A 16,956-nucleotide genomic window follows, 5' to 3' on the forward strand; every position below is an offset into this window, starting at 1 on the left:
TGTGGCGGGCCGGAAACAGGAAAATGAAAAAATGACCTTACTCAATCCCTATTTTGGCGAATTTGGCGGGATGTATGTCCCGCAGATCCTGATGCCAGCCTTACAGCAGCTGGAAGAAGCCTTTGTCAGCGCGCAGCGTGACCCGGAATTTCAGGCGGAGTTTGCCGATCTGCTGAAAAACTACGCCGGACGTCCCACGGCGCTGACGCTCTGCCGTAACCTGACCAAAGGCACCAAAACGCGTCTTTACCTGAAGCGTGAGGATTTGCTACATGGTGGCGCGCATAAAACCAACCAGGTGCTGGGTCAGGCTTTGCTGGCTAAACGCATGGGCAAAAATGAGATTATCGCTGAAACCGGTGCCGGTCAGCACGGGGTGGCTTCTGCGCTCGCCAGCGCCCTGCTGGGCATGAAATGCCGCATCTATATGGGTGCGAAAGATGTGGAGCGCCAGTCGCCCAACGTCTTCCGAATGCGTCTGATGGGTGCTGAGGTGATCCCGGTACACAGCGGCTCCGCCACGCTGAAAGATGCCTGTAACGAAGCCCTGCGCGACTGGTCAGGCAGCTACGAAACCGCACACTATATGCTGGGCACCGCCGCCGGTCCGCACCCCTATCCCACCATTGTGCGCGAGTTTCAGCGCATGATCGGGGAGGAGACCAAAGCGCAGATTCTCGGCAAAGAGGGCCGCCTGCCAGATGCGGTGATCGCCTGTGTTGGTGGCGGCTCTAATGCTATCGGGATGTTTGCCGACTTTATTGACGAAACCGCAGTGGGCCTGATTGGCGTTGAACCGGCGGGCCACGGTATCGAAACCGGCGAGCACGGGGCGCCACTGAAACATGGCCGCGTAGGTATCTATTTCGGCATGAAAGCGCCGATGATGCAGACCGAAGAAGGCCAGATTGAGGAATCTTACTCCATCTCCGCCGGTCTCGATTTCCCGTCCGTGGGGCCACAGCACGCTCACCTCAACAGCACAGGCCGCGCCGAGTATGTTTCCATCACCGATGATGAAGCAATGGCGGCCTTTAAAGAACTTTGCCGCAGCGAAGGGATCATCCCGGCGCTGGAGTCTTCCCATGCGCTGGCCCACGCCCTGAAGATGATGCGTGAGAACCCGGACAAAGAGCAGTTGCTGGTGGTTAACCTCTCCGGTCGCGGAGATAAAGACATCTTTACCGTTCACGATATCTTAACAGCGAAGGGAGAAATCTGATGGATCGTTATGATCGCTTGTTTCAACGTTTAGCGGCCAACAAAGAAGGCGCTTTTGTGCCTTTCGTTACCCTTGGCGATCCCTCTCCCGCGCTCTCCCTGCAGGTTATTGACGCCCTGGTGGAAGGCGGCGCGGATGCGCTGGAACTGGGAATTCCCTTCTCCGATCCACTGGCGGACGGCCCTACTATTCAGAGCGCCACGCTGCGTGCTTTCGCGGCCGGTACTACCACGGCGCAATGCTTCGAAATACTGGCGGCGGTGCGGGAAAAATATCCGGAATTACCCATTGGCCTGCTGATGTATGCCAACCTGGTGTTCAATAAGGGGATCGACAACTTTTATGCTCAGTGCGCTGCGGTCGGCGTGGACTCTGTGCTGGTTGCCGATGTGCCGGTGGAAGAGTCAGCGCCCTTCCGTCAGGCGGCGATGCGCCACCAGATTGCGCCTATCTTTATCTGCCCGCCTAACGCTAATGACGATCTGTTGCGGGAAATCGCTTCTCATGGCCGTGCTTACACCTACCTGCTGTCGCGCGCCGGGGTAACCGGTGCCGAGAATCGCGCCAGCATGCCATTACAGCATCTGGTTACCAAACTGCGTGAATACCATGCCGCGCCGCCGTTGCAGGGCTTTGGTATCTCTGAACCCGGTCAGGTGAAAGAGGCAGTGGCGGCCGGTGCAGCGGGTGCGATTTCCGGCTCTGCAATTGTGAAGATCATTGAACGTCACCATAACCAGCCGGACGTGATGCTGGCTGAGCTGAAAAACTTTGTCAGCACCCTGAAAGCAGCTACGCGCTGAGTTCCCGATGCCTTACCTGCGGGTAAGGCATGATTTTTCTGCTTTTTTACAGCTCCGGTTTGTACATTTCCTCTCTTCTGCACCACACTTTAAGCGCGCCGTTATGGTGACGACGCACGACATTGTGAGACAGGGAGAAAAGCCATGAAATTATTCAAAGTCTTTGCAGGTATGCTGGCTGCGGCAGTGATGGCGCTGACGCTGAGTGCCTGTGCCCCCACCTCAACGCAGGAAGGTACCGGTGGCTATATTGATGACACCGTGATTACAACCAAAGTCAAAGCTGAACTGCTGAAAGAGGATACGTTGAAATCGACAGAAATTAACGTGGAAACCTTTAAAGGACGTGTGCAGCTGAGCGGTTTTGTCTCTTCACCGCAGATGGCGAGCCGTGCGGTAGAAGTGACCCGTCAGGTGAAAGGCGTAAAAGCCGTAACCAATAATATGCAAATCAAGTAAGCCTCCAGCCGGGCCGGCGCTGCACCGGCCCGGCTGTTGTCCCCTCAGAAACGATAGCCCGCGCCAAAAAAGAATACCCAGGGATCAATACGCGTATTGATATTCTGCTGCTGGCCGTTCGCTTTGAATTTCACTTCCGTATCGATATCCATATACCAGAGCGAGGCGTTCAGCATCCAGTCGCGGTTAATCTGATAGTCCAGCCCCACCTGTCCGGCAACGCCCCAGGAATCCTTCACGCTGAGGTCGCTCAGGCCAGCATCACGCCCGGTCTGGTTAAAGTCGCTGTCAAAGAAGGTGGTGTAGTTAATCCCGACGCCCACATAGGGACGTACCGCGCTGCGGCTGTCAAAAAAGTAGTACTGCGCCATCAGGGTCGGCGGCAGCTGGCGCACCGTGGCCAGGGTACCGGTGGCAGCCAGTCCCACTTTATGGCGGAACGGCGTGGCGGCCAGCAGCTCAACGCCGATATTGTCGGTCGCCATATAGGTAAAGGTTAAGCCGAGCTGGGTATTGTTGCTGACGTCAAATCCCCCCAGCCCCAATACATTGTCAGAGCCTTCCGTGGGCCGGACCGTGGCAGAGCCCGCACGCATAAAGAAATCGCCGGCCTGGTGCGCCAGTGCCATACCCGGTAAAAGCAGCGCTATCGCGGCCGCCAGTGCAGTCCTTTTCATATTCACCCCTTGTCAGAGAAAATGGAGATTACGCTAAAAAATTCTGGCGACAGATTTAACGCGAAACGCGGCAAAAATCACGCAGAACATCCTGCATAAAAGGTTTAATAAACAGTGGGTTGATTTAGATCAACGTTGCCAGATCTCAGGGTTGAAAAAATCCGCTTGCGCAGATTCAGCGGCTTGATTATTTTGCTGTTCCCCGGTGATTTTGGTTCGATGCCTCAGGAGTGGCGGGCGATCAAATGAGCAATAACCTTAACCCTTGTATGAGCTGTGGCGCCTGCTGCGCCCACTTTCGTGTTTCTTTCTACTGGGCTGAAGCGGATGATGCTGGCGGGAAGGTCCCTGCTGCGCTGACGGAGCCGCTGAACCTGTTTATGCGCAATATGCGCGGCACAAACGCGTCTACACCGCGCTGTGTCGCGCTGCAGGGCGAGGTGGGCGGCTGCGTCTCCTGTGGCATTTATGATCAGCGTCCCACGCCCTGTCGCGATTTCATGATGTCTGGCGAAAACGGTGTTCACAACGACGCCTGCGATCGTGCCCGCGCGCGTTATGGCCTGCCGCCGCTGTCTGCCGCCTCTCTGCCTGTCATAACTGAAAGTTATGTAAGTCTGGGTGCCAGCAGCCCACCAGAACATGTACAATCGCCGGGTTAATTAACCCGGTTTTCCTCAAGGAGTGTACATGTCTATCACGGCAAGCTCGTTATACCGTGACACAGGAAATTTTTTGCGTCATCAGCTGGTTACTATTGTGCTGATGTCGTTAGTGGCCTCTTTCATTACGGTCATTATCGGCCATGCGCTGACCCCTGACGCCGGGCAGCTCTCCGTGCTGAGTCAAAGCGATGGAAGCGCCTCGTCACTGTTTGAACTGGTGCAGAATATGTCGCCAGAGCAGCAGCGTGTTCTGCTGCGCGCCTCTGCGGCGGGCACGCTTGCCGCGCTGATCGGCAATACGCTGCTGCTGGGTGGCATGCTGTGCCTGATCCCGATGGTATCTGCCGGTCAGCGCGTCAGTGCACTGCGCGCCATCGGCGCTTCCGCCCCGCAGTTGCCTAAGCTGCTGATCCAGACCTTCCTGATCACCCTGCTGGTACAGCTGGGCTTTATGGTGCTGATGCTGCCGGGCGTGCTGCTCGCCATTCTGCTTGCGCTGTCGCCGGTGATGCTGGTCAGTGAGAAGATGGGCGTGATGGGGGCAATGCGTGCCAGTGTGCGTATGGCGTGGAAGAATATGCGGCTGATCGCGCCAGCAATTGTGCTCTGGCTGCTGGCAAAAATCGTGCTGATGTTTTTCTTCTCGTCGTTTACGGTATTGCCCGCGACAGTAGCCTCAATCGTGCTGAATGCCCTGGGTAATCTGGTTTCAGCCATATTGATTATCTATCTGTACCGGCTTTATATGCTGTTACGTTAAAGGTCTGTGCGCCTGAATGATCAGGCGCACCGGCTTAACGCTCCTGCCCTGACTGGAATTATTATGAAGCAGTTACTCGATTTTCTTCCGCTGGTGGTTTTTTTCATTTTTTACAAGCTGTACGACATCTTTGTCGCCTCCGGCGCGCTGATCGTCGCGACCGGGCTGGCCCTGGTGGTGAGCTGGGTGCTCTACCGTAAGCTGGAAAAGATGACCATTTTTACTTTCGTGCTGGTCGCGGTGTTTGGCACCCTGACGCTGGTGTTTCACAATGATGAGTTCATCAAGTGGAAAGTCACGGTGATCTATTCGCTGTTTGCGCTGGCGCTGCTCTACAGCCAGTGGTGGATGAAACAGCCGCTGATTCAGAGCATGTTGGGTAAAGAGCTGCAGCTGCCGGAAGGTGCCTGGCGCCGCCTGAATATTGCCTGGGCGCTCTTTTTCCTGCTCTGCGGCCTGGCGAATATCTACGTCGCCTTCTGGCTGCCGCAGGCGGTATGGGTGAACTTCAAAGTATTTGGCCTGACGGCGCTGACGTTGCTGTTTACGCTGTTCAGTGGCTTCTATATCTGGCGACAGATGCCACAACAGGAAAAGTAAGCGGAAAAAAGGCGGTCATCTGACCGCCTTTTGTCATTCCATACTGGTGCCGTTGATCCGGAACACAATATTCATGGTCAGGTTCTGCCCTGGCCGTCCACTCTGATAACGCCATTTCTTCATCGCCTGCTTCACTTCGCGCTCAAACATGTTGCGCGGTTCGGCGGAGAGAATACGGATATTATCCACGCGCCCCGATCTGTCCACGTCGAACTGTACCCGCACACGTCCCTCTATACGCAAAGCGAACGCGCGTTGCGGATAGCCGGGTTTACTGACGCTGAGCGCTTTCGGACCATTCGACACCGTGGTTTGCGCAGGCGCTGTTGACGGTTTTGGCGCAGTCGCAGGTCGGTTCTGCGTCACGGGCACGCTATGATCAAACGGATTGGCCTGCTGACGCGGCTCCTGACGCGGTTTGACTTCGCGCTTCGGCGACTCCTGCTTTTTCACCGGTTTCGGTTTGGGCTTCGGCCTGGGTTTGGGCTGCGGTAGCGGCACCGGTACCGGCTCCGGCTTCGGTGGCTCTGCCACAGGTTCCGGTTCCGGAGTGGGTTCTGGCTGCGGCTCCGGTTCCGGAGGCGGCTGCACGGCCGGTGCCGGCTCTGGCTGAACTTCCGGAGCCACCAGGGAAACGCTAATCGGTTGCGACGCTTTTGGCACTTCAATAACCTGATGAAACGAGGCGTAAAGTAAACCGGCAATGGCTGTACCGTGCAGGATAACGGAAAGCAATAAAGATACAGGCGCACGTTTTGGAAAAGGAGTAGTCAGCGTCGTCATAACAATCGTGTTAATTGAGTGAGGCGTCAATATTAAATGCAAATAGCAATCAATTACAATAACAGGCGAAATCACCACCGCATAAAAACCCTTTCTTTAGCCCTTTATGCGTCAGCATCGGTCAGTTTGATGTTTCGTTTGCACTTCGATTAACAATCACATAACGTGTGGGCAAAATCAGAAAGCTAACGGGAGTGCTAACGTGCTTTATGTCATTTATGCGGAAGACAATGCCGATTCACTGGAAAAACGGACGGCCGTGCGCCCTGCCCATCTGGCGCGCCTGCAGATGTTACAGGATGAAGGTCGTTTAATCGTCGCCGGGCCGATGCCCGCAGTAGACAGTAACGATCCGGGCGCAGCGGGTTTTACCGGCTCAACCATTATCGCAGAGTTTCCTTCACTGGAAGCGGCGCAAGCCTGGGCAGAAGATGACCCTTATATTGCCGCCGGGGTGTATAAACAAGTTTCGGTGAAGCCGTTCCGCCGCACCTTTTAATGCCACCTCCCGCAATCATCTTTTAGCGGGTCTGACTGCCATGAACAGGGCGAAAAGACCCGCGCTTCCCGCCCTTTCTTCCTTGCCTTGCCTGCTGTGGCGTTTCCCGTAACCTCATTGCCCTGTCACGCCGGACCGCAGACGCCACCGAAAACCGATAAAATTTATCAATGTAAATTTTTTGACCATTCGGCAATTTTGCTCTTGACTTAGAAGTGTATCCGCAAGGAAAGGAGAGAGGAAATGGTTGAATTAATGCATATTTTATCTGTCAGCGTCATGGTCGGCGGCCTGTACCTGATTATGTAATTACCCTGTGCAGTTAGCCAGGATAGTGTAACAATCATTCAGTTCCACTTTGGTAATGTACCAGAAAGGGAGTTAACCTGACGCCTGAGAAGTTGTATGCGCGTTTACGCGCAAACGGGTGTGTTATGTGCCATGCTGACAGCCGACCGGGGGCTTGCCTTCATCACTGATTTACAGAAGATGCAGACTGCGCCATGGGGATTGTTGCGGGAGACGTCGAACACGGAGAGGCGATACTGATGACCGTGACAGCACGGGCATTTGAATTTTACGTTTAAGATAAAAACCTTCATTTTGTTGCTGTAAGAAAATCCACCTTAACACCTTTTTCGCCTGCCGTCTGTTTTATCTTGCGAAAAAGCGTACAGCCAGCCTTGCCCGCAATGTGTTGCAGGCAAGGCTGGCCACAGAACAAACGAAGGCACCGACTGTGCCTTCGTTTTACAGATGTTGGGTGGTAAACAGAATCGAGCGACGCTGCTGCTGAGCCAGTTGATGACGAATCGCGTGGATCCGCTTGTAGCGGCGTGATTGACCTTCCAGCCAGCGGGCGCGACGCCGCGTAGCCTGACGCAACATTCTCCAGCGGGCAACTTCATTTCTGCTACGTCTCATGACATCCTCTTTTGCTGCATTTACGCGGCGCATTATAGAACGCCGCGGCGTAATGCCAAGTCGGATTTCTTATCGATAACGTGCGACGATTAAGGGTTTCGTTGCTGCGCGTCTGCACGTACACTTTCTCCATCAAAGCGCGAACAGGATGTCCACTTACATGACCACATTTTACACGCTTGTCAGCTGGTTGCTGGTGTTCGGATACTGGTTACTGATTGCCAGTATTACGTTGCGCATCCTGATGAGGCGGCGTGCAGTGACGTCGGCCATGGCCTGGCTGTTAATTATCTACATCCTGCCGCTGGTGGGGATTATCGCTTACCTCTCCTTTGGCGAACTGCATCTGGGTAAGCGCCGCGCCGAGCGGGCGCGTACCATGTGGCCCTCAACCGCGCGTTGGCTGAATGAGCTAAAGCAGTGCCGCCATATCTTCGCCACTGAGCACAGCGATGTGGCGCGTTCGCTGTTTCAGCTCTGCCAGCACCGGCAAGGCATCGCGGGCGTGAAAGGCAATCAGCTGCAGCTGCTGACCAGTGCCGATGACGTACTGCTGGCGTTGATCCGCGATATTCAGCTGGCACGCCACAACATCGAGATGGTGTTTTATATCTGGCAGCCGGGCGGGCTGGCGGATGAAGTGGCCGAAGCGTTGATGGCGGCGTCACGGCGCGGCGTCCATTGCCGCCTGCTGCTGGACTCAGCGGGCAGCGTCGCCTTTTTCCGCAGTCCCTGGGCGGGCATGATGCGTAACGCCGGTATCGATGTGGTCGAGGCGCTGAAAGTCAGTCTGCTGCGTGTGTTTCTGCGCCGCATGGATCTGCGTCAGCACCGCAAAGTGGTGCTTATCGACAACTATATTGCCTATACCGGCAGTATGAATCTGGTGGATCCGCGTTTCTTCAAGCAGGAGGCGGGCGTTGGTCAGTGGGTCGATTTAATGGCGCGCATGGAAGGACCGGTTGCGACCACCATGGGGATTGTGTACGCCTGCGACTGGGAGATTGAAACCGGCAAACGTATTTTACCGCCGCCGCCGGACAGCAACATTATGCCGTTTGAGCAGGAGAGCGGCCATACCATCCAGGTGATCGCCTCCGGCCCGGGTTTTCCGGAAGATATGATCCATCAGGCGCTGTTGACCGCGGTCTATTCCGTGCGCGAGCAACTGATTATGACCACGCCCTATTTTGTGCCCAGCGACGACCTGTTACATGCGATCTGTACGGCAGCGCTGCGCGGCGTGGATGTCAGTATTATTGTGCCACGACATAATGATTCCCTGCTGGTGGGCTGGGCCAGCCGGGCGTTCTTTAGCGAGCTGCTGGAGGCGGGGGTGAAAATCTATCAGTTTGAAGGCGGTTTGCTGCATACCAAAAGCGTGCTGGTTGACGGGCAGCTGAGCCTGATCGGCACCGTTAACCTGGATATGCGCAGCCTGTGGCTCAATTTTGAGATTACGCTGGTGGTGGATGATGCCGGTTTTGGCAGCGATCTTGCGCGCGTTCAGGACGATTATATTGCGCGTTCACGCCTGCTGGACGCCCGGCGCTGGGCGAAACGTGCCTGGTGGCAACGTATCGTTGAACGACTGTTTTACTTCTTCAGTCCTTTGCTGTAAAACGAGCGAAATTGTTAAATGCCCGCAAGCGGCGTACAGGACAGATCATGGATTTAAATAATCGCCTTACTGAAGATGAAACCCTGGAACAGGCTTACGATATTTTTCTTGAGCTGGCAGGCGATAATCTCGATCCGGCAGATATCATCCTTTTCAACTTACAGTTTGAAGAGCGTGGCGGTGCCGAGCTGTTTGACCCGTCAGAAGACTGGCAGGAGCATGTTGATTTCGACATCAACCCTGACTTTTTCTCAGAAGTGGTGATTGGTCTGGGCGAAGCAGACGGCGAACCGATCACCGATGTGTTTGCCCGTATCCTGCTCTGCCGCGAGAAAGACCATAAGCTGTGCCATATTCTCTGGCGCGAATAACGCAGAACGGGCATGCTGCCCGTTTTTCCGCCTTGTGAATAAGTCACGCCTTTGCGTCCTTCTCCCTCACGGGAAAGCCGCACACGCCATTCCCCTCTCCTGCCGGGTGAGGGAAAGGTCAGGGAAAGAAGTGATGTGAAAAAGCCGGGTTATCCACCCGGCTTTTTTCTGCCCGTTATAATGGATCAACCTTCAGACAGGAGACCGCGTGACGGAAGCTCCCTTCCAGCAGCGGTCGGGTTTTCGCACATTCCGGTCCGGCAATCGGACAGCGCGTACGGAAAACGCAGCCGGATGGCGGATTGATCGGTGACGGCAGTTCCCCTTCCAGCAGCTGAATTTGCTTGTTCTTTTCCAGATCGGGATCGGGAATCGGCACCGCCGACATCAGCGCACGGGTATAAGGATGCTGCGGGTCGTTATAGACCGCGTCATAGGTCCCCAGCTCAACCGCATGACCGAGATACATCACCAGCACGCGATCGGAGATATGCTTCACCACCGCCAGGTCGTGAGCAATAAAAATCAGCGACAGCCCCATTTCGCGTTGCAGTTGCTGCAGCAGGTTCACCACCTGCGCCTGAATCGACACATCGAGCGCCGACACCGGCTCATCACAGATAATCAGTTTCGGCTCAAGGATCAGCGCGCGGGCAATCCCGATACGCTGGCACTGGCCGCCGGAAAACTCATGGGGATAGCGGTTGATCAGGTTGGGCAGCAACCCCACCTTCATCATCATCGCTTTGACGCGATCTTTGACCTCCTGACGCGACATCTCCGGATGGTAGGTACGCAGCGGTTCGGCAATGATGTCGCCGATGGTCATCCGCGGATTCAGCGAGGCCAGCGGATCCTGGAAAATCATCTGGATATCGCTACGCGCCTTACGCCACTCTTCGGCGCTCTGCCCGAGCAGGTCGCGTCCGAGCCAGGCCACGCGGCCATCCGTCGCCTTCACCAGACCAATAATAGCGCGCGCCAGTGTGGATTTCCCGCAGCCCGACTCCCCGACGACGCCCAGCGTCTCGCCCTCATACAGGCGCAGGCTGACGCCATCCACGGCCTTCAGGGTTTTGGCTGGCTGCCAGAACCACTGTTTGCCATCTTTGATATCGAAATGCACTTTCAGATCGGCGATTTCGAGCAATACTTTTTTCTCAGCTGTGGCGTTCATACTAACTCCTCCACCGGCTTGAAGCAGGCGCGCAGCCGGCCTTCAGCAAAAGGCTCAAGGGGCGGTGATTTGGCACAGATATCCATCGCATAGGGACAGCGTGGCTGGAACGGACAGCCCTGCGGCAGACGTAACAGGTTGGGCGGATTCCCCGGAATGGTCATCAGCGCGTCCCCCTCCGCATCCAGACGCGGCACCGCATTCAGCAGGCCGATAGAGTAAGGATGCGCCGGCTGATAAAACACATCGCGCGCGCGGCCATATTCCATGGTGCGTCCGGCATACATCACCAGCACTTTGTCACAGATCCCGGCCACCACGCCGAGATCGTGGGTAATCATAATAATGGCAGTATTAAATTCGCGCTTCAGCTCGTTCAGCAGTGTCATGATCTGCGCCTGCACGGTGACATCGAGCGCCGTGGTGGGCTCATCGGCAATCAGCAGTTTCGGACGACAGAGCAGCGCCATGGCGATCATCACGCGCTGGCGCATCCCGCCGGAAAACTCATGGGGAAACATTTTCATGCGCTTGCGCGCTTCCGGCATTTTCACCGCATCCAGCATACGCACCGACTCTTCAAACGCCTGTGCATTGCTCATGCCCTTGTGCAGCTTCAACACTTCCATCAGCTGATCGCCTACGCGCATGTAGGGATTCAGCGAGGTCATGGGATCCTGGAAAATCATCGCCATCTGCTCGGCACGCAGCCGGTTCAGCGCCTTTTCCGGCAGGTTGAGGATCTCCTGACCGTTAAAACGGGCAGAACCACTGATGCGCCCGTTTTTCGCCAGCAGCCCCATCAGCGCAAAGGCGGTTTGCGATTTCCCGGAGCCGGATTCGCCCACAATGCCCAGCGTCTCACCCGCGCGCAACGCGAAGTTGAGATCGTTCACCGCCGTCACATCGCCATCATGGGTAGAAAAAGTGACGCGTAGATCTTTGACCTCCAGCAGCTGTTCGTTTCCCGCAGCGGCAGCCGGCGTCGGCTGAAATTCATGAATAGTCATCGGGAAACTCCTTAACGATCTTTCGGGTCGAGGGCATCACGCAGGCCATCGCCAATAAAGTTGAAACAGAACAGCGTAACCACCAGGAAAGCGGCCGGGAACAGTAGCAACCATGCCGAGACTTCCATAGAGTTAGCGCCGTCGCTGAGCAGTGCGCCCCAGCTGCTCAGGGGTTCCTGGGTGCCGAGTCCCAGGAAGCTGAGAAAAGATTCAAACAGAATCATGCTCGGCACCAGCAGCGAGGCGTAAACCACCACCACGCCCAGTACATTGGGTACGATATGGCGCAATACGATACTGGCGGTAGTGACGCCCCCTACCTGCGCCGCTTCGATGAACTCTTTACGCTTCAGACCAAGAGTTTGCCCGCGCACAATACGCGCCATATCCAGCCAGGAGACCATGCCGATGGCGACAAAAATCAGCAGAATGTTGCGGCCAAAAAAGGTCACCAGCAGGATTACGAAGAACATAAAGGGAAAGGAGTTCAGGATCTCCAGAATACGCATCATCACCGAATCGGTTTTGCCGCCGAGGTAGCCGGCAACCGACCCGTAGAGGGTGCCGACAATCACCGCGATCAGCGCCGAAGCGATACCAACCATCAGCGAAATGCGTCCGCCAATGGCGACACGTACCAGCAGGTCGCGCCCGGACGAATCCGTACCAAACCAGTGACCCGAGGTGGTATCCGGCGGCGCAGACATCATGCCCCAGTCGGTATCGTCATAGGCAAAGGGCGATAACAGCGGCGCCAAAATCACAAACAGCGTAATCAGCAGCAGCACCAGCAGGCTGATCAACGCCGCACGGTTATGGATAAAACGACGACGTGCGTCCTGCCACAGGCTACGCCCTTCGACTTCCAGCTTTTCACTAAAAGCATCAAGAGCTTCGCTGTTTTTCTTACTCAGTAGCATGGCGAGCTCCAGAATCAGTAACGAATTTTCGGATCGATCACCGCGTACAGGACGTCGACAATCGCGTTAAACAGAATGGTCAGGACCCCCACCAGAATGGTCAGGCTCATCACCAGTGAATAGTCGCGGTTCAGGGCGCCATTCACGAAGAGCTGACCAATGCCTGGCAGACCATAAATGGATTCAATCACCATGGAGCCGGTAATAATGCCAACAAAAGCCGGGCCCATATAAGAGATCACCGGCAGCAATGCGGGTCGCAGCGCATGGCGCAGCACGATGCGGCGCAGCGGCAAGCCTTTGGCTCGCGCGGTACGAATAAAGTTCGAGTGCATCACTTCAATCATGGAGCCGCGGGTGATACGCGCGATACTGGCGATATAAGCCAGGGAGAGCGCCACCATCGGCAGCAGCATAAACTGCCACTGTCCGCCGTTCCAGCCGCCTCCGGGCAGCCAGCGCAGACTGATAGAAAAAATCAGCACCAGTAACGGCGCCACGACAAAACTGGGGATCACCACCCCGGTCATCGCCACCCCCATCACCATATAATCCCAGAGGCTGTTTTGCCGCAGCGCAGCGATCACTCCCGCAGTGACGCCGAGAACCACCGCCAGGATAAAGGCTGCCAGCCCCAGTTTGGCGGAAACCGGAAACGCATGGCCGACCAGATAGTTAACGGAATAATCTTTGTATTTAAACGACGGGCCGAAATCGCCATGCGCCAGCTGAATCAGATAGTCAACATACTGTTTGCCGATGGGATCGTTCAGATGATATTTGGCTTCGATATTGGCCATCACTTCTGGCGACAGCGTACGTTCCCCGCTGAACGGGCTGCCCGGTGCCAGACGCATCATAAAGAACGAGATGGTAATCAGAATAAAGAGCGTCGGAATCGCTTCCAGAAGACGACGCAGAATGAATTTTAACATTGCCATACCTACCAGGCCGTTGTTTCACCTATGTGAAAAGAGCGAAAAGGCGGCGCGAGCGCCGCCAGTGTCAATAAGCCCGTCTGCTATTAATGCTTAATGATATACAGGTTCTTGTCATAGACGTTATCGAGCGGATCTTTCCCGGTGTAACCGCCTACCCAGGGTTTCACCAGGCGCGCGTTCACATAGTAATAGACCGGTACGATAGCGGAATCTTTATCCAGAATCTGCTCAGCCTGCTGATAGTCAGCCGCACGCGCTTTATCGTCTGCTGCGCCCAGCGCAGCGTGCAGCGCTTTATCAAAGGCGTCGCTCTTATAATGCGAGGTGTTGTTGCTGCTGTCAGAAAGCATGGTATTCAGGAACGAAGTGGGTTCGTTATAGTCTGCACACCAGGCGGCACGCGCCACATCAAAGTTGCCCTGATGACGGGTATCCAGATAGGTTTTCCACTCCTGGTTTTCCAGTTTAACGTTAACGCCCAGATTTTTCTTCCAGATGGAAGAAGCCGCAATCGCCAGCTTTTTATGCAGATCTGAGGTGTTATAGAGCAGGTTAAAGGTCAGCGGCTTGTCAGCCGTGTAGCCCGCTTCCGCCAGCAGCTTTTTGGCTTCTTCGTTACGTTTTTCCTGTGACCATTTGAACCAGTCCGGCGGCAGTAGCTCTATCCCGTCAGTAGCAGGCGGCGTATAGCTGTAGGCAGGCACCTGGCCCTGGGCTAGCACTTTATTTACGATGATGTCACGATCGATACCCAGCTTCAGTGCCGCACGCACGCGCGGATCGGTGAACGGCGCTTTCTGGTTATTGATTTCGTAATAATAGGTGCAGAGATAAGGATCAACATGCAACTCTTTACCGTTGTCGCGCTGCAGCTTTTTGAACAGCTCGATCGGCATATTGTTGTAGGTCATATCGCTGCCGTTATCTGAGAAGTAACGGTTGACGTCACTGACCTCAGACGGGATCGGCAGAAAGGTGACTTTATCCAGCACGGTATGTTCGTTGTCCCAGTATTGCGGGTTACGCACCAGCACAATACGTTCGTTAATCACGTGCGATTCCAGTTTAAAGGCGCCGTTACCCACCCAGTTTTGCGGCTGCGTCCATTGATCGCCCGCTTTCTCAATGGCAGGTTTGTAGACCGGCGACATGGAAGGATGGATCAACAGTTTAAAGAAATAAGGCACCGGCTCGCTCAGCGTCACTTCCAGCGTGTGATCGTCAATGGCTTTGACGCCCAGTTCAGAAGGCTTTTTCTTGCCGCTGATGATGTCATCCACATTCAGCAGATGACCATATTGCAGATAGCTGGCATAGGGGGATGCGGTTTTCGGATCCGCCAGACGCTGCCAGCTGTAAACGAAGTCCTGCGCGGTGACCGGCTCGCCGTTCGACCATTTGGCATTTTTGCGCAGATGGAAAGTCCAGACTTTGAAATCTTTATTGTCCCAGCTTTCCGCCACGCCCGGTACCGGATGCCCTTGCGTGTTGCTGATCACCAGCCCTTCCAGCAGATCGCGGTTTACATTTGATTCCGGCACGCCCTCAATTTTATGCGGGTCCAGCGACTGAATTTCATCGCCGTTGCCCTTCACCAGTTCCTGCTTTGCTGCCAGTTCCACGCCAGCGGGAACGTCCGCGGCCAGAACAGGGTTGCCTGCCAGGGTGCTCAGCGCCGCCATAACGCCGACGGCCAGCAGGCTCTTTTTCGTGATGTTGGTCATTATTACACTCCAGTTTTTTTATAATCACCGCAGCCAGTCGCGCTGCGGCGTCCCCCGTTTCCGGGACGCTTACTGCTGTGTTACACAGGAAGCGTATTAACCCCTGCAGGGGTCTTGCCATCACAACGTGCATCCTGGCTGTCTCGTCAGGTATGCCCGTCGCGTAAAGTTACCTGATCTGTCCGCTTGTCGAACGGCTCTCTCCCCGCAACGCACGCCGGATCTCGCTGCCTGCCCTGCGCTTTATCCATGGCACCAGGGAGAGGCGGTGAGCAGAGCATTCAGTGATAAACAGGGATTACGCTGCCGCTGCGGTTTTATGTAAAGGAGAGCGTTGTCGCGCGTTTCGCCATCTCATTAAAAAAACGCCAGGCTTTAAACACCATCCAGAAAGTAAGTAAGCAAAATCCGTACTCGTTTTACTTTCTACCCTGAAAAATTTCAGTGCGGAGAAAATTAACAGAACATTTCCCTGGGTAGCAAAACAAAAATAACCATAATGTTAACTAATTCTCTTTTATCACGACTTTTGTCAGGGGGAAAGTGTTAATTTTCGCACCAAAATATCAGTTAACACATTGATTTTTAGGCGTTGGTTTTAACCAGTACCCGGCAGACAGACAGGCAGCTTTGTGACCCCTGATTTGTTCACATAATGTTTTCACATGAGGGATATTCATCATAAAAAAACCGTCATTTCAGGCATCCGGCGCTAAATACGCCAGATGATTCCTGGAAAGTAGCATTTTATCTTGTGATAATTATCACATTGTCAGGCGCAAGATGACGCCAGGGGAGGCACGCCAGTAATGGCGCTGATAATGACATCGCGCTATTAAGCAACGTGAATAGTGTCCTTGTTATGGTGCATCAGTTTGCCCTGATTGCACCATAAAGGGTCAAAATAAGATTTGTAAGAAAAAATAAGTGGAGCTACCCAGCCGGTTTAATTCAGCAAACCGGGGAAGGTGGCTTTTATGCCGGTGACCACAAATTCAATGCCCAACGCCATCAACAATAATCCCATGATACGCGTAATGACGTTAATGCCCGTCTGGCCCAGTACCCGTACCATCAGCGGAGCAGCGCGGAAAAGCAGCCAGCAGCAAAAGGCAAAAATAGCGATAGCCAGACTGAAACCCAGCAGATTCAGCCAGCTATGGTAACGCGTGCTCCAGACAATGGTCGAGCTGATAGCTCCCGGTCCGGCCATCAATGGCAGTGCCAGAGGCACCACGCCAATGCTTTCACGAATGGCCGTCTCCGATTTCTCCTGTTTATTCTGTTTATCTTCACCCAGTTTACCGCTGATCATCGACATGGCGATGGTGACCACCAGAATACCTCCGGCGATGCGGAAAGAATCTATCGAGATGCCAAACAGGCGCAGAATAGCATCGCCTAAAAACAACGAGGTCCAGAGAATGATGGCGACGGCAAGGTTCGCCGTCATGTTGGTTTTATTTCTTTCGGCGACCGCCTGATAGCTGGTCATGCTGATGAAAACCGGAATAATGCCCACCGGGTTAACCAGTGCAAACAGGCCGATAAAAAACTTAATGTAACCTGATAAATCCAGAATAGCTGGGTTCAAAGAGAGCTCCGTCACGCCAGGAAATTTCGCGCATAATGTAGTGCAAAAGCGGCAGTCGAGCCAGCACCATTGTTAAAACAGAGTGAAATGCCCTGCTTAATTTTCGCTCTGCTCGCTGTTGTTGCCACCTTGCTTTGCTGAGCACAATCCCCCGCTTCGCCTCGTGAAAAAACCGCAACTGAAACGAGTCAGCTTGCACAAAAATT

The 16,956-nt window shown here is 54.6% G+C and carries 19 protein-coding genes; 9 read left to right on the plus strand and 10 right to left on the minus strand.

Going from position 1 to position 16,956, the window contains the following annotated elements; translation table 11 throughout:
* Positions 1-31 precede the first annotated feature (31 nt).
* The 3 genes from trpB (at position 32) to E0E17_RS16755 (ending at position 2,484) form a co-directional block, all read left to right on the plus strand.
* The gene (gene trpB, locus E0E17_RS16745) at positions 32-1,222 is read left to right on the plus strand and encodes a tryptophan synthase subunit beta (RefSeq protein ID WP_130835129.1); all 1,191 of its coding nucleotides are present in this window, start codon (positions 32-34) and stop codon (positions 1,220-1,222) included.
* Complete coding sequence (trpA, locus tag E0E17_RS16750) at positions 1,222-2,025, plus strand: tryptophan synthase subunit alpha (protein WP_130835130.1); 804 nt, start codon at positions 1,222-1,224, stop codon at positions 2,023-2,025. The genes trpB and trpA overlap by 1 nt, the downstream gene beginning before the upstream one ends.
* Before the next feature lie 144 nt (positions 2,026-2,169).
* Positions 2,170-2,484, plus strand: coding sequence for a BON domain-containing protein (locus E0E17_RS16755; protein ID WP_130835131.1), 315 nt, complete (start codon positions 2,170-2,172; stop codon positions 2,482-2,484).
* A gap of 44 nt (positions 2,485-2,528) precedes the next feature.
* Here E0E17_RS16755 and ompW read toward each other — a convergent pair whose 3' ends face one another.
* Positions 2,529-3,161 carry an outer membrane protein OmpW gene (ompW, locus tag E0E17_RS16760; RefSeq protein WP_130835132.1) on the minus strand — a complete coding sequence of 211 codons (633 nt, stop codon included), beginning with the start codon at positions 3,159-3,161 and terminating at the stop codon, positions 2,529-2,531.
* 245 nt (positions 3,162-3,406) lie between these two features.
* Between ompW and E0E17_RS16765 the strand changes: the two genes are divergently transcribed.
* The 3 genes from E0E17_RS16765 to E0E17_RS16775 all read left to right on the plus strand — a co-directional run bounded on the left by E0E17_RS16765 (position 3,407) and on the right by E0E17_RS16775 (position 5,186).
* Positions 3,407-3,823: a YkgJ family cysteine cluster protein gene (locus E0E17_RS16765; protein WP_130835133.1), complete on the plus strand. Its 417-nt coding sequence runs from the start codon at positions 3,407-3,409 to the stop codon at positions 3,821-3,823.
* A 28-nt stretch (positions 3,824-3,851) separates the two neighbouring features.
* Entirely contained in the window at positions 3,852-4,586 is a 735-nt protein-coding gene (locus E0E17_RS16770) for a YciC family protein (protein ID WP_130835134.1), read from the plus strand.
* A gap of 63 nt (positions 4,587-4,649) precedes the next feature.
* Positions 4,650-5,186 carry a septation protein A gene (locus E0E17_RS16775; protein ID WP_130835135.1) on the plus strand — a complete coding sequence of 179 codons (537 nt, stop codon included), beginning with the start codon at positions 4,650-4,652 and terminating at the stop codon, positions 5,184-5,186.
* 33 nt (positions 5,187-5,219) lie between these two features.
* Here the strand turns inward: E0E17_RS16775 and tonB are convergent, their stop codons facing one another.
* The gene (gene tonB, locus E0E17_RS16780; protein WP_207302063.1) at positions 5,220-5,969 is read right to left on the minus strand and encodes a TonB system transport protein TonB; all 750 of its coding nucleotides are present in this window, start codon (positions 5,967-5,969) and stop codon (positions 5,220-5,222) included.
* Positions 5,970-6,171: 202 nt separating this feature from the next.
* Here tonB and E0E17_RS16785 point away from each other — a divergent pair, with 202 nt between their 5' ends.
* Positions 6,172-6,468 (plus strand): YciI family protein, encoded by a 297-nt coding sequence (locus tag E0E17_RS16785; RefSeq protein WP_130835136.1) that lies wholly within the window; start codon positions 6,172-6,174, stop codon positions 6,466-6,468.
* A 413-nt stretch (positions 6,469-6,881) separates the two neighbouring features.
* Here the strand turns inward: E0E17_RS16785 and ymcF are convergent, their stop codons facing one another.
* The gene (ymcF, locus tag E0E17_RS20470) at positions 6,882-7,070 is read right to left on the minus strand and encodes a cold shock small protein YmcF (RefSeq protein WP_130835137.1); all 189 of its coding nucleotides are present in this window, start codon (positions 7,068-7,070) and stop codon (positions 6,882-6,884) included.
* Positions 7,071-7,218: 148 nt separating this feature from the next.
* Positions 7,219-7,392: a YciY family protein gene (locus E0E17_RS16795; protein WP_130835138.1), complete on the minus strand. Its 174-nt coding sequence runs from the start codon at positions 7,390-7,392 to the stop codon at positions 7,219-7,221.
* A 160-nt stretch (positions 7,393-7,552) separates the two neighbouring features.
* Between E0E17_RS16795 and cls the strand changes: the two genes are divergently transcribed.
* Both cls and E0E17_RS16805 read left to right on the plus strand, forming a co-directional pair.
* Positions 7,553-9,013, plus strand: a complete 1,461-nt coding sequence (gene cls / locus E0E17_RS16800) for a cardiolipin synthase (RefSeq protein WP_130835139.1) — start codon at positions 7,553-7,555, stop codon at positions 9,011-9,013.
* Between the two features lie 47 nt (positions 9,014-9,060).
* Positions 9,061-9,384 (plus strand): HI1450 family dsDNA-mimic protein, encoded by a 324-nt coding sequence (locus E0E17_RS16805; RefSeq protein ID WP_130835140.1) that lies wholly within the window; start codon positions 9,061-9,063, stop codon positions 9,382-9,384.
* Between the two features lie 175 nt (positions 9,385-9,559).
* On the opposite strand, the gene oppF is transcribed toward E0E17_RS16805, so the two are convergent.
* The 6 genes from oppF to E0E17_RS16835 form a co-directional block, all read right to left on the minus strand.
* Positions 9,560-10,561 (minus strand): murein tripeptide/oligopeptide ABC transporter ATP binding protein OppF, encoded by a 1,002-nt coding sequence (gene oppF / locus E0E17_RS16810; RefSeq protein ID WP_130835141.1) that lies wholly within the window; start codon positions 10,559-10,561, stop codon positions 9,560-9,562.
* A complete protein-coding gene (locus tag E0E17_RS16815) occupies positions 10,558-11,571 on the minus strand; it encodes an ABC transporter ATP-binding protein (RefSeq protein WP_130835142.1) in 1,014 nt (337 codons plus the stop codon). The genes oppF and E0E17_RS16815 overlap by 4 nt, the downstream gene beginning before the upstream one ends.
* A gap of 11 nt (positions 11,572-11,582) precedes the next feature.
* Positions 11,583-12,491: an oligopeptide ABC transporter permease OppC gene (gene oppC, locus E0E17_RS16820; RefSeq protein WP_130835143.1), complete on the minus strand. Its 909-nt coding sequence runs from the start codon at positions 12,489-12,491 to the stop codon at positions 11,583-11,585.
* 14 nt (positions 12,492-12,505) lie between these two features.
* A complete protein-coding gene (gene oppB, locus E0E17_RS16825; RefSeq protein ID WP_130835144.1) occupies positions 12,506-13,426 on the minus strand; it encodes an oligopeptide ABC transporter permease OppB in 921 nt (306 codons plus the stop codon).
* 89 nt (positions 13,427-13,515) lie between these two features.
* The gene (gene oppA / locus E0E17_RS16830) at positions 13,516-15,156 is read right to left on the minus strand and encodes an oligopeptide ABC transporter substrate-binding protein OppA (protein WP_130835145.1); all 1,641 of its coding nucleotides are present in this window, start codon (positions 15,154-15,156) and stop codon (positions 13,516-13,518) included.
* Positions 15,157-16,102: 946 nt separating this feature from the next.
* Entirely contained in the window at positions 16,103-16,750 is a 648-nt protein-coding gene (locus E0E17_RS16835; protein ID WP_130835146.1) for a YchE family NAAT transporter, read from the minus strand.
* Positions 16,751-16,956 lie beyond the last annotated feature (206 nt).

This window comes from [Erwinia] mediterraneensis, from assembly GCF_900604315.1.
Taxonomy (GTDB): domain Bacteria; phylum Pseudomonadota; class Gammaproteobacteria; order Enterobacterales; family Enterobacteriaceae; genus Pantoea; species Pantoea mediterraneensis_A.

What these genes read in the sequence shown, in the direction of transcription:
- trpB (WP_130835129.1), top strand. Translation starts at nt 32, where the DNA reads ATGACCTTACTCAATCCCTATTTTGGCGAATTTGGCGGGATGTATGTC.
- trpA (WP_130835130.1), top strand. Translation starts at nt 1,222, where the DNA reads ATGGATCGTTATGATCGCTTGTTTCAACGTTTAGCGGCCAACAAAGAA.
- E0E17_RS16755 (WP_130835131.1), top strand. Translation starts at nt 2,170, where the DNA reads ATGAAATTATTCAAAGTCTTTGCAGGTATGCTGGCTGCGGCAGTGATG.
- ompW (WP_130835132.1), bottom strand. Translation starts at nt 3,161, where the DNA reads ATGAAAAGGACTGCACTGGCGGCCGCGATAGCGCTGCTTTTACCGGGT.
- E0E17_RS16765 (WP_130835133.1), top strand. Translation starts at nt 3,407, where the DNA reads ATGAGCAATAACCTTAACCCTTGTATGAGCTGTGGCGCCTGCTGCGCC.
- E0E17_RS16770 (WP_130835134.1), top strand. Translation starts at nt 3,852, where the DNA reads ATGTCTATCACGGCAAGCTCGTTATACCGTGACACAGGAAATTTTTTG.
- E0E17_RS16775 (WP_130835135.1), top strand. Translation starts at nt 4,650, where the DNA reads ATGAAGCAGTTACTCGATTTTCTTCCGCTGGTGGTTTTTTTCATTTTT.
- tonB (WP_207302063.1), bottom strand. Translation starts at nt 5,969, where the DNA reads ATGACGACGCTGACTACTCCTTTTCCAAAACGTGCGCCTGTATCTTTA.
- ymcF (WP_130835137.1), bottom strand. Translation starts at nt 7,070, where the DNA reads ATGAAGGTTTTTATCTTAAACGTAAAATTCAAATGCCCGTGCTGTCAC.
- E0E17_RS16795 (WP_130835138.1), bottom strand. Translation starts at nt 7,392, where the DNA reads ATGAGACGTAGCAGAAATGAAGTTGCCCGCTGGAGAATGTTGCGTCAG.
- cls (WP_130835139.1), top strand. Translation starts at nt 7,553, where the DNA reads ATGACCACATTTTACACGCTTGTCAGCTGGTTGCTGGTGTTCGGATAC.
- E0E17_RS16805 (WP_130835140.1), top strand. Translation starts at nt 9,061, where the DNA reads ATGGATTTAAATAATCGCCTTACTGAAGATGAAACCCTGGAACAGGCT.
- oppF (WP_130835141.1), bottom strand. Translation starts at nt 10,561, where the DNA reads ATGAACGCCACAGCTGAGAAAAAAGTATTGCTCGAAATCGCCGATCTG.
- E0E17_RS16815 (WP_130835142.1), bottom strand. Translation starts at nt 11,571, where the DNA reads ATGACTATTCATGAATTTCAGCCGACGCCGGCTGCCGCTGCGGGAAAC.
- oppC (WP_130835143.1), bottom strand. Translation starts at nt 12,491, where the DNA reads ATGCTACTGAGTAAGAAAAACAGCGAAGCTCTTGATGCTTTTAGTGAA.
- oppB (WP_130835144.1), bottom strand. Translation starts at nt 13,426, where the DNA reads ATGTTAAAATTCATTCTGCGTCGTCTTCTGGAAGCGATTCCGACGCTC.
- oppA (WP_130835145.1), bottom strand. Translation starts at nt 15,156, where the DNA reads ATGACCAACATCACGAAAAAGAGCCTGCTGGCCGTCGGCGTTATGGCG.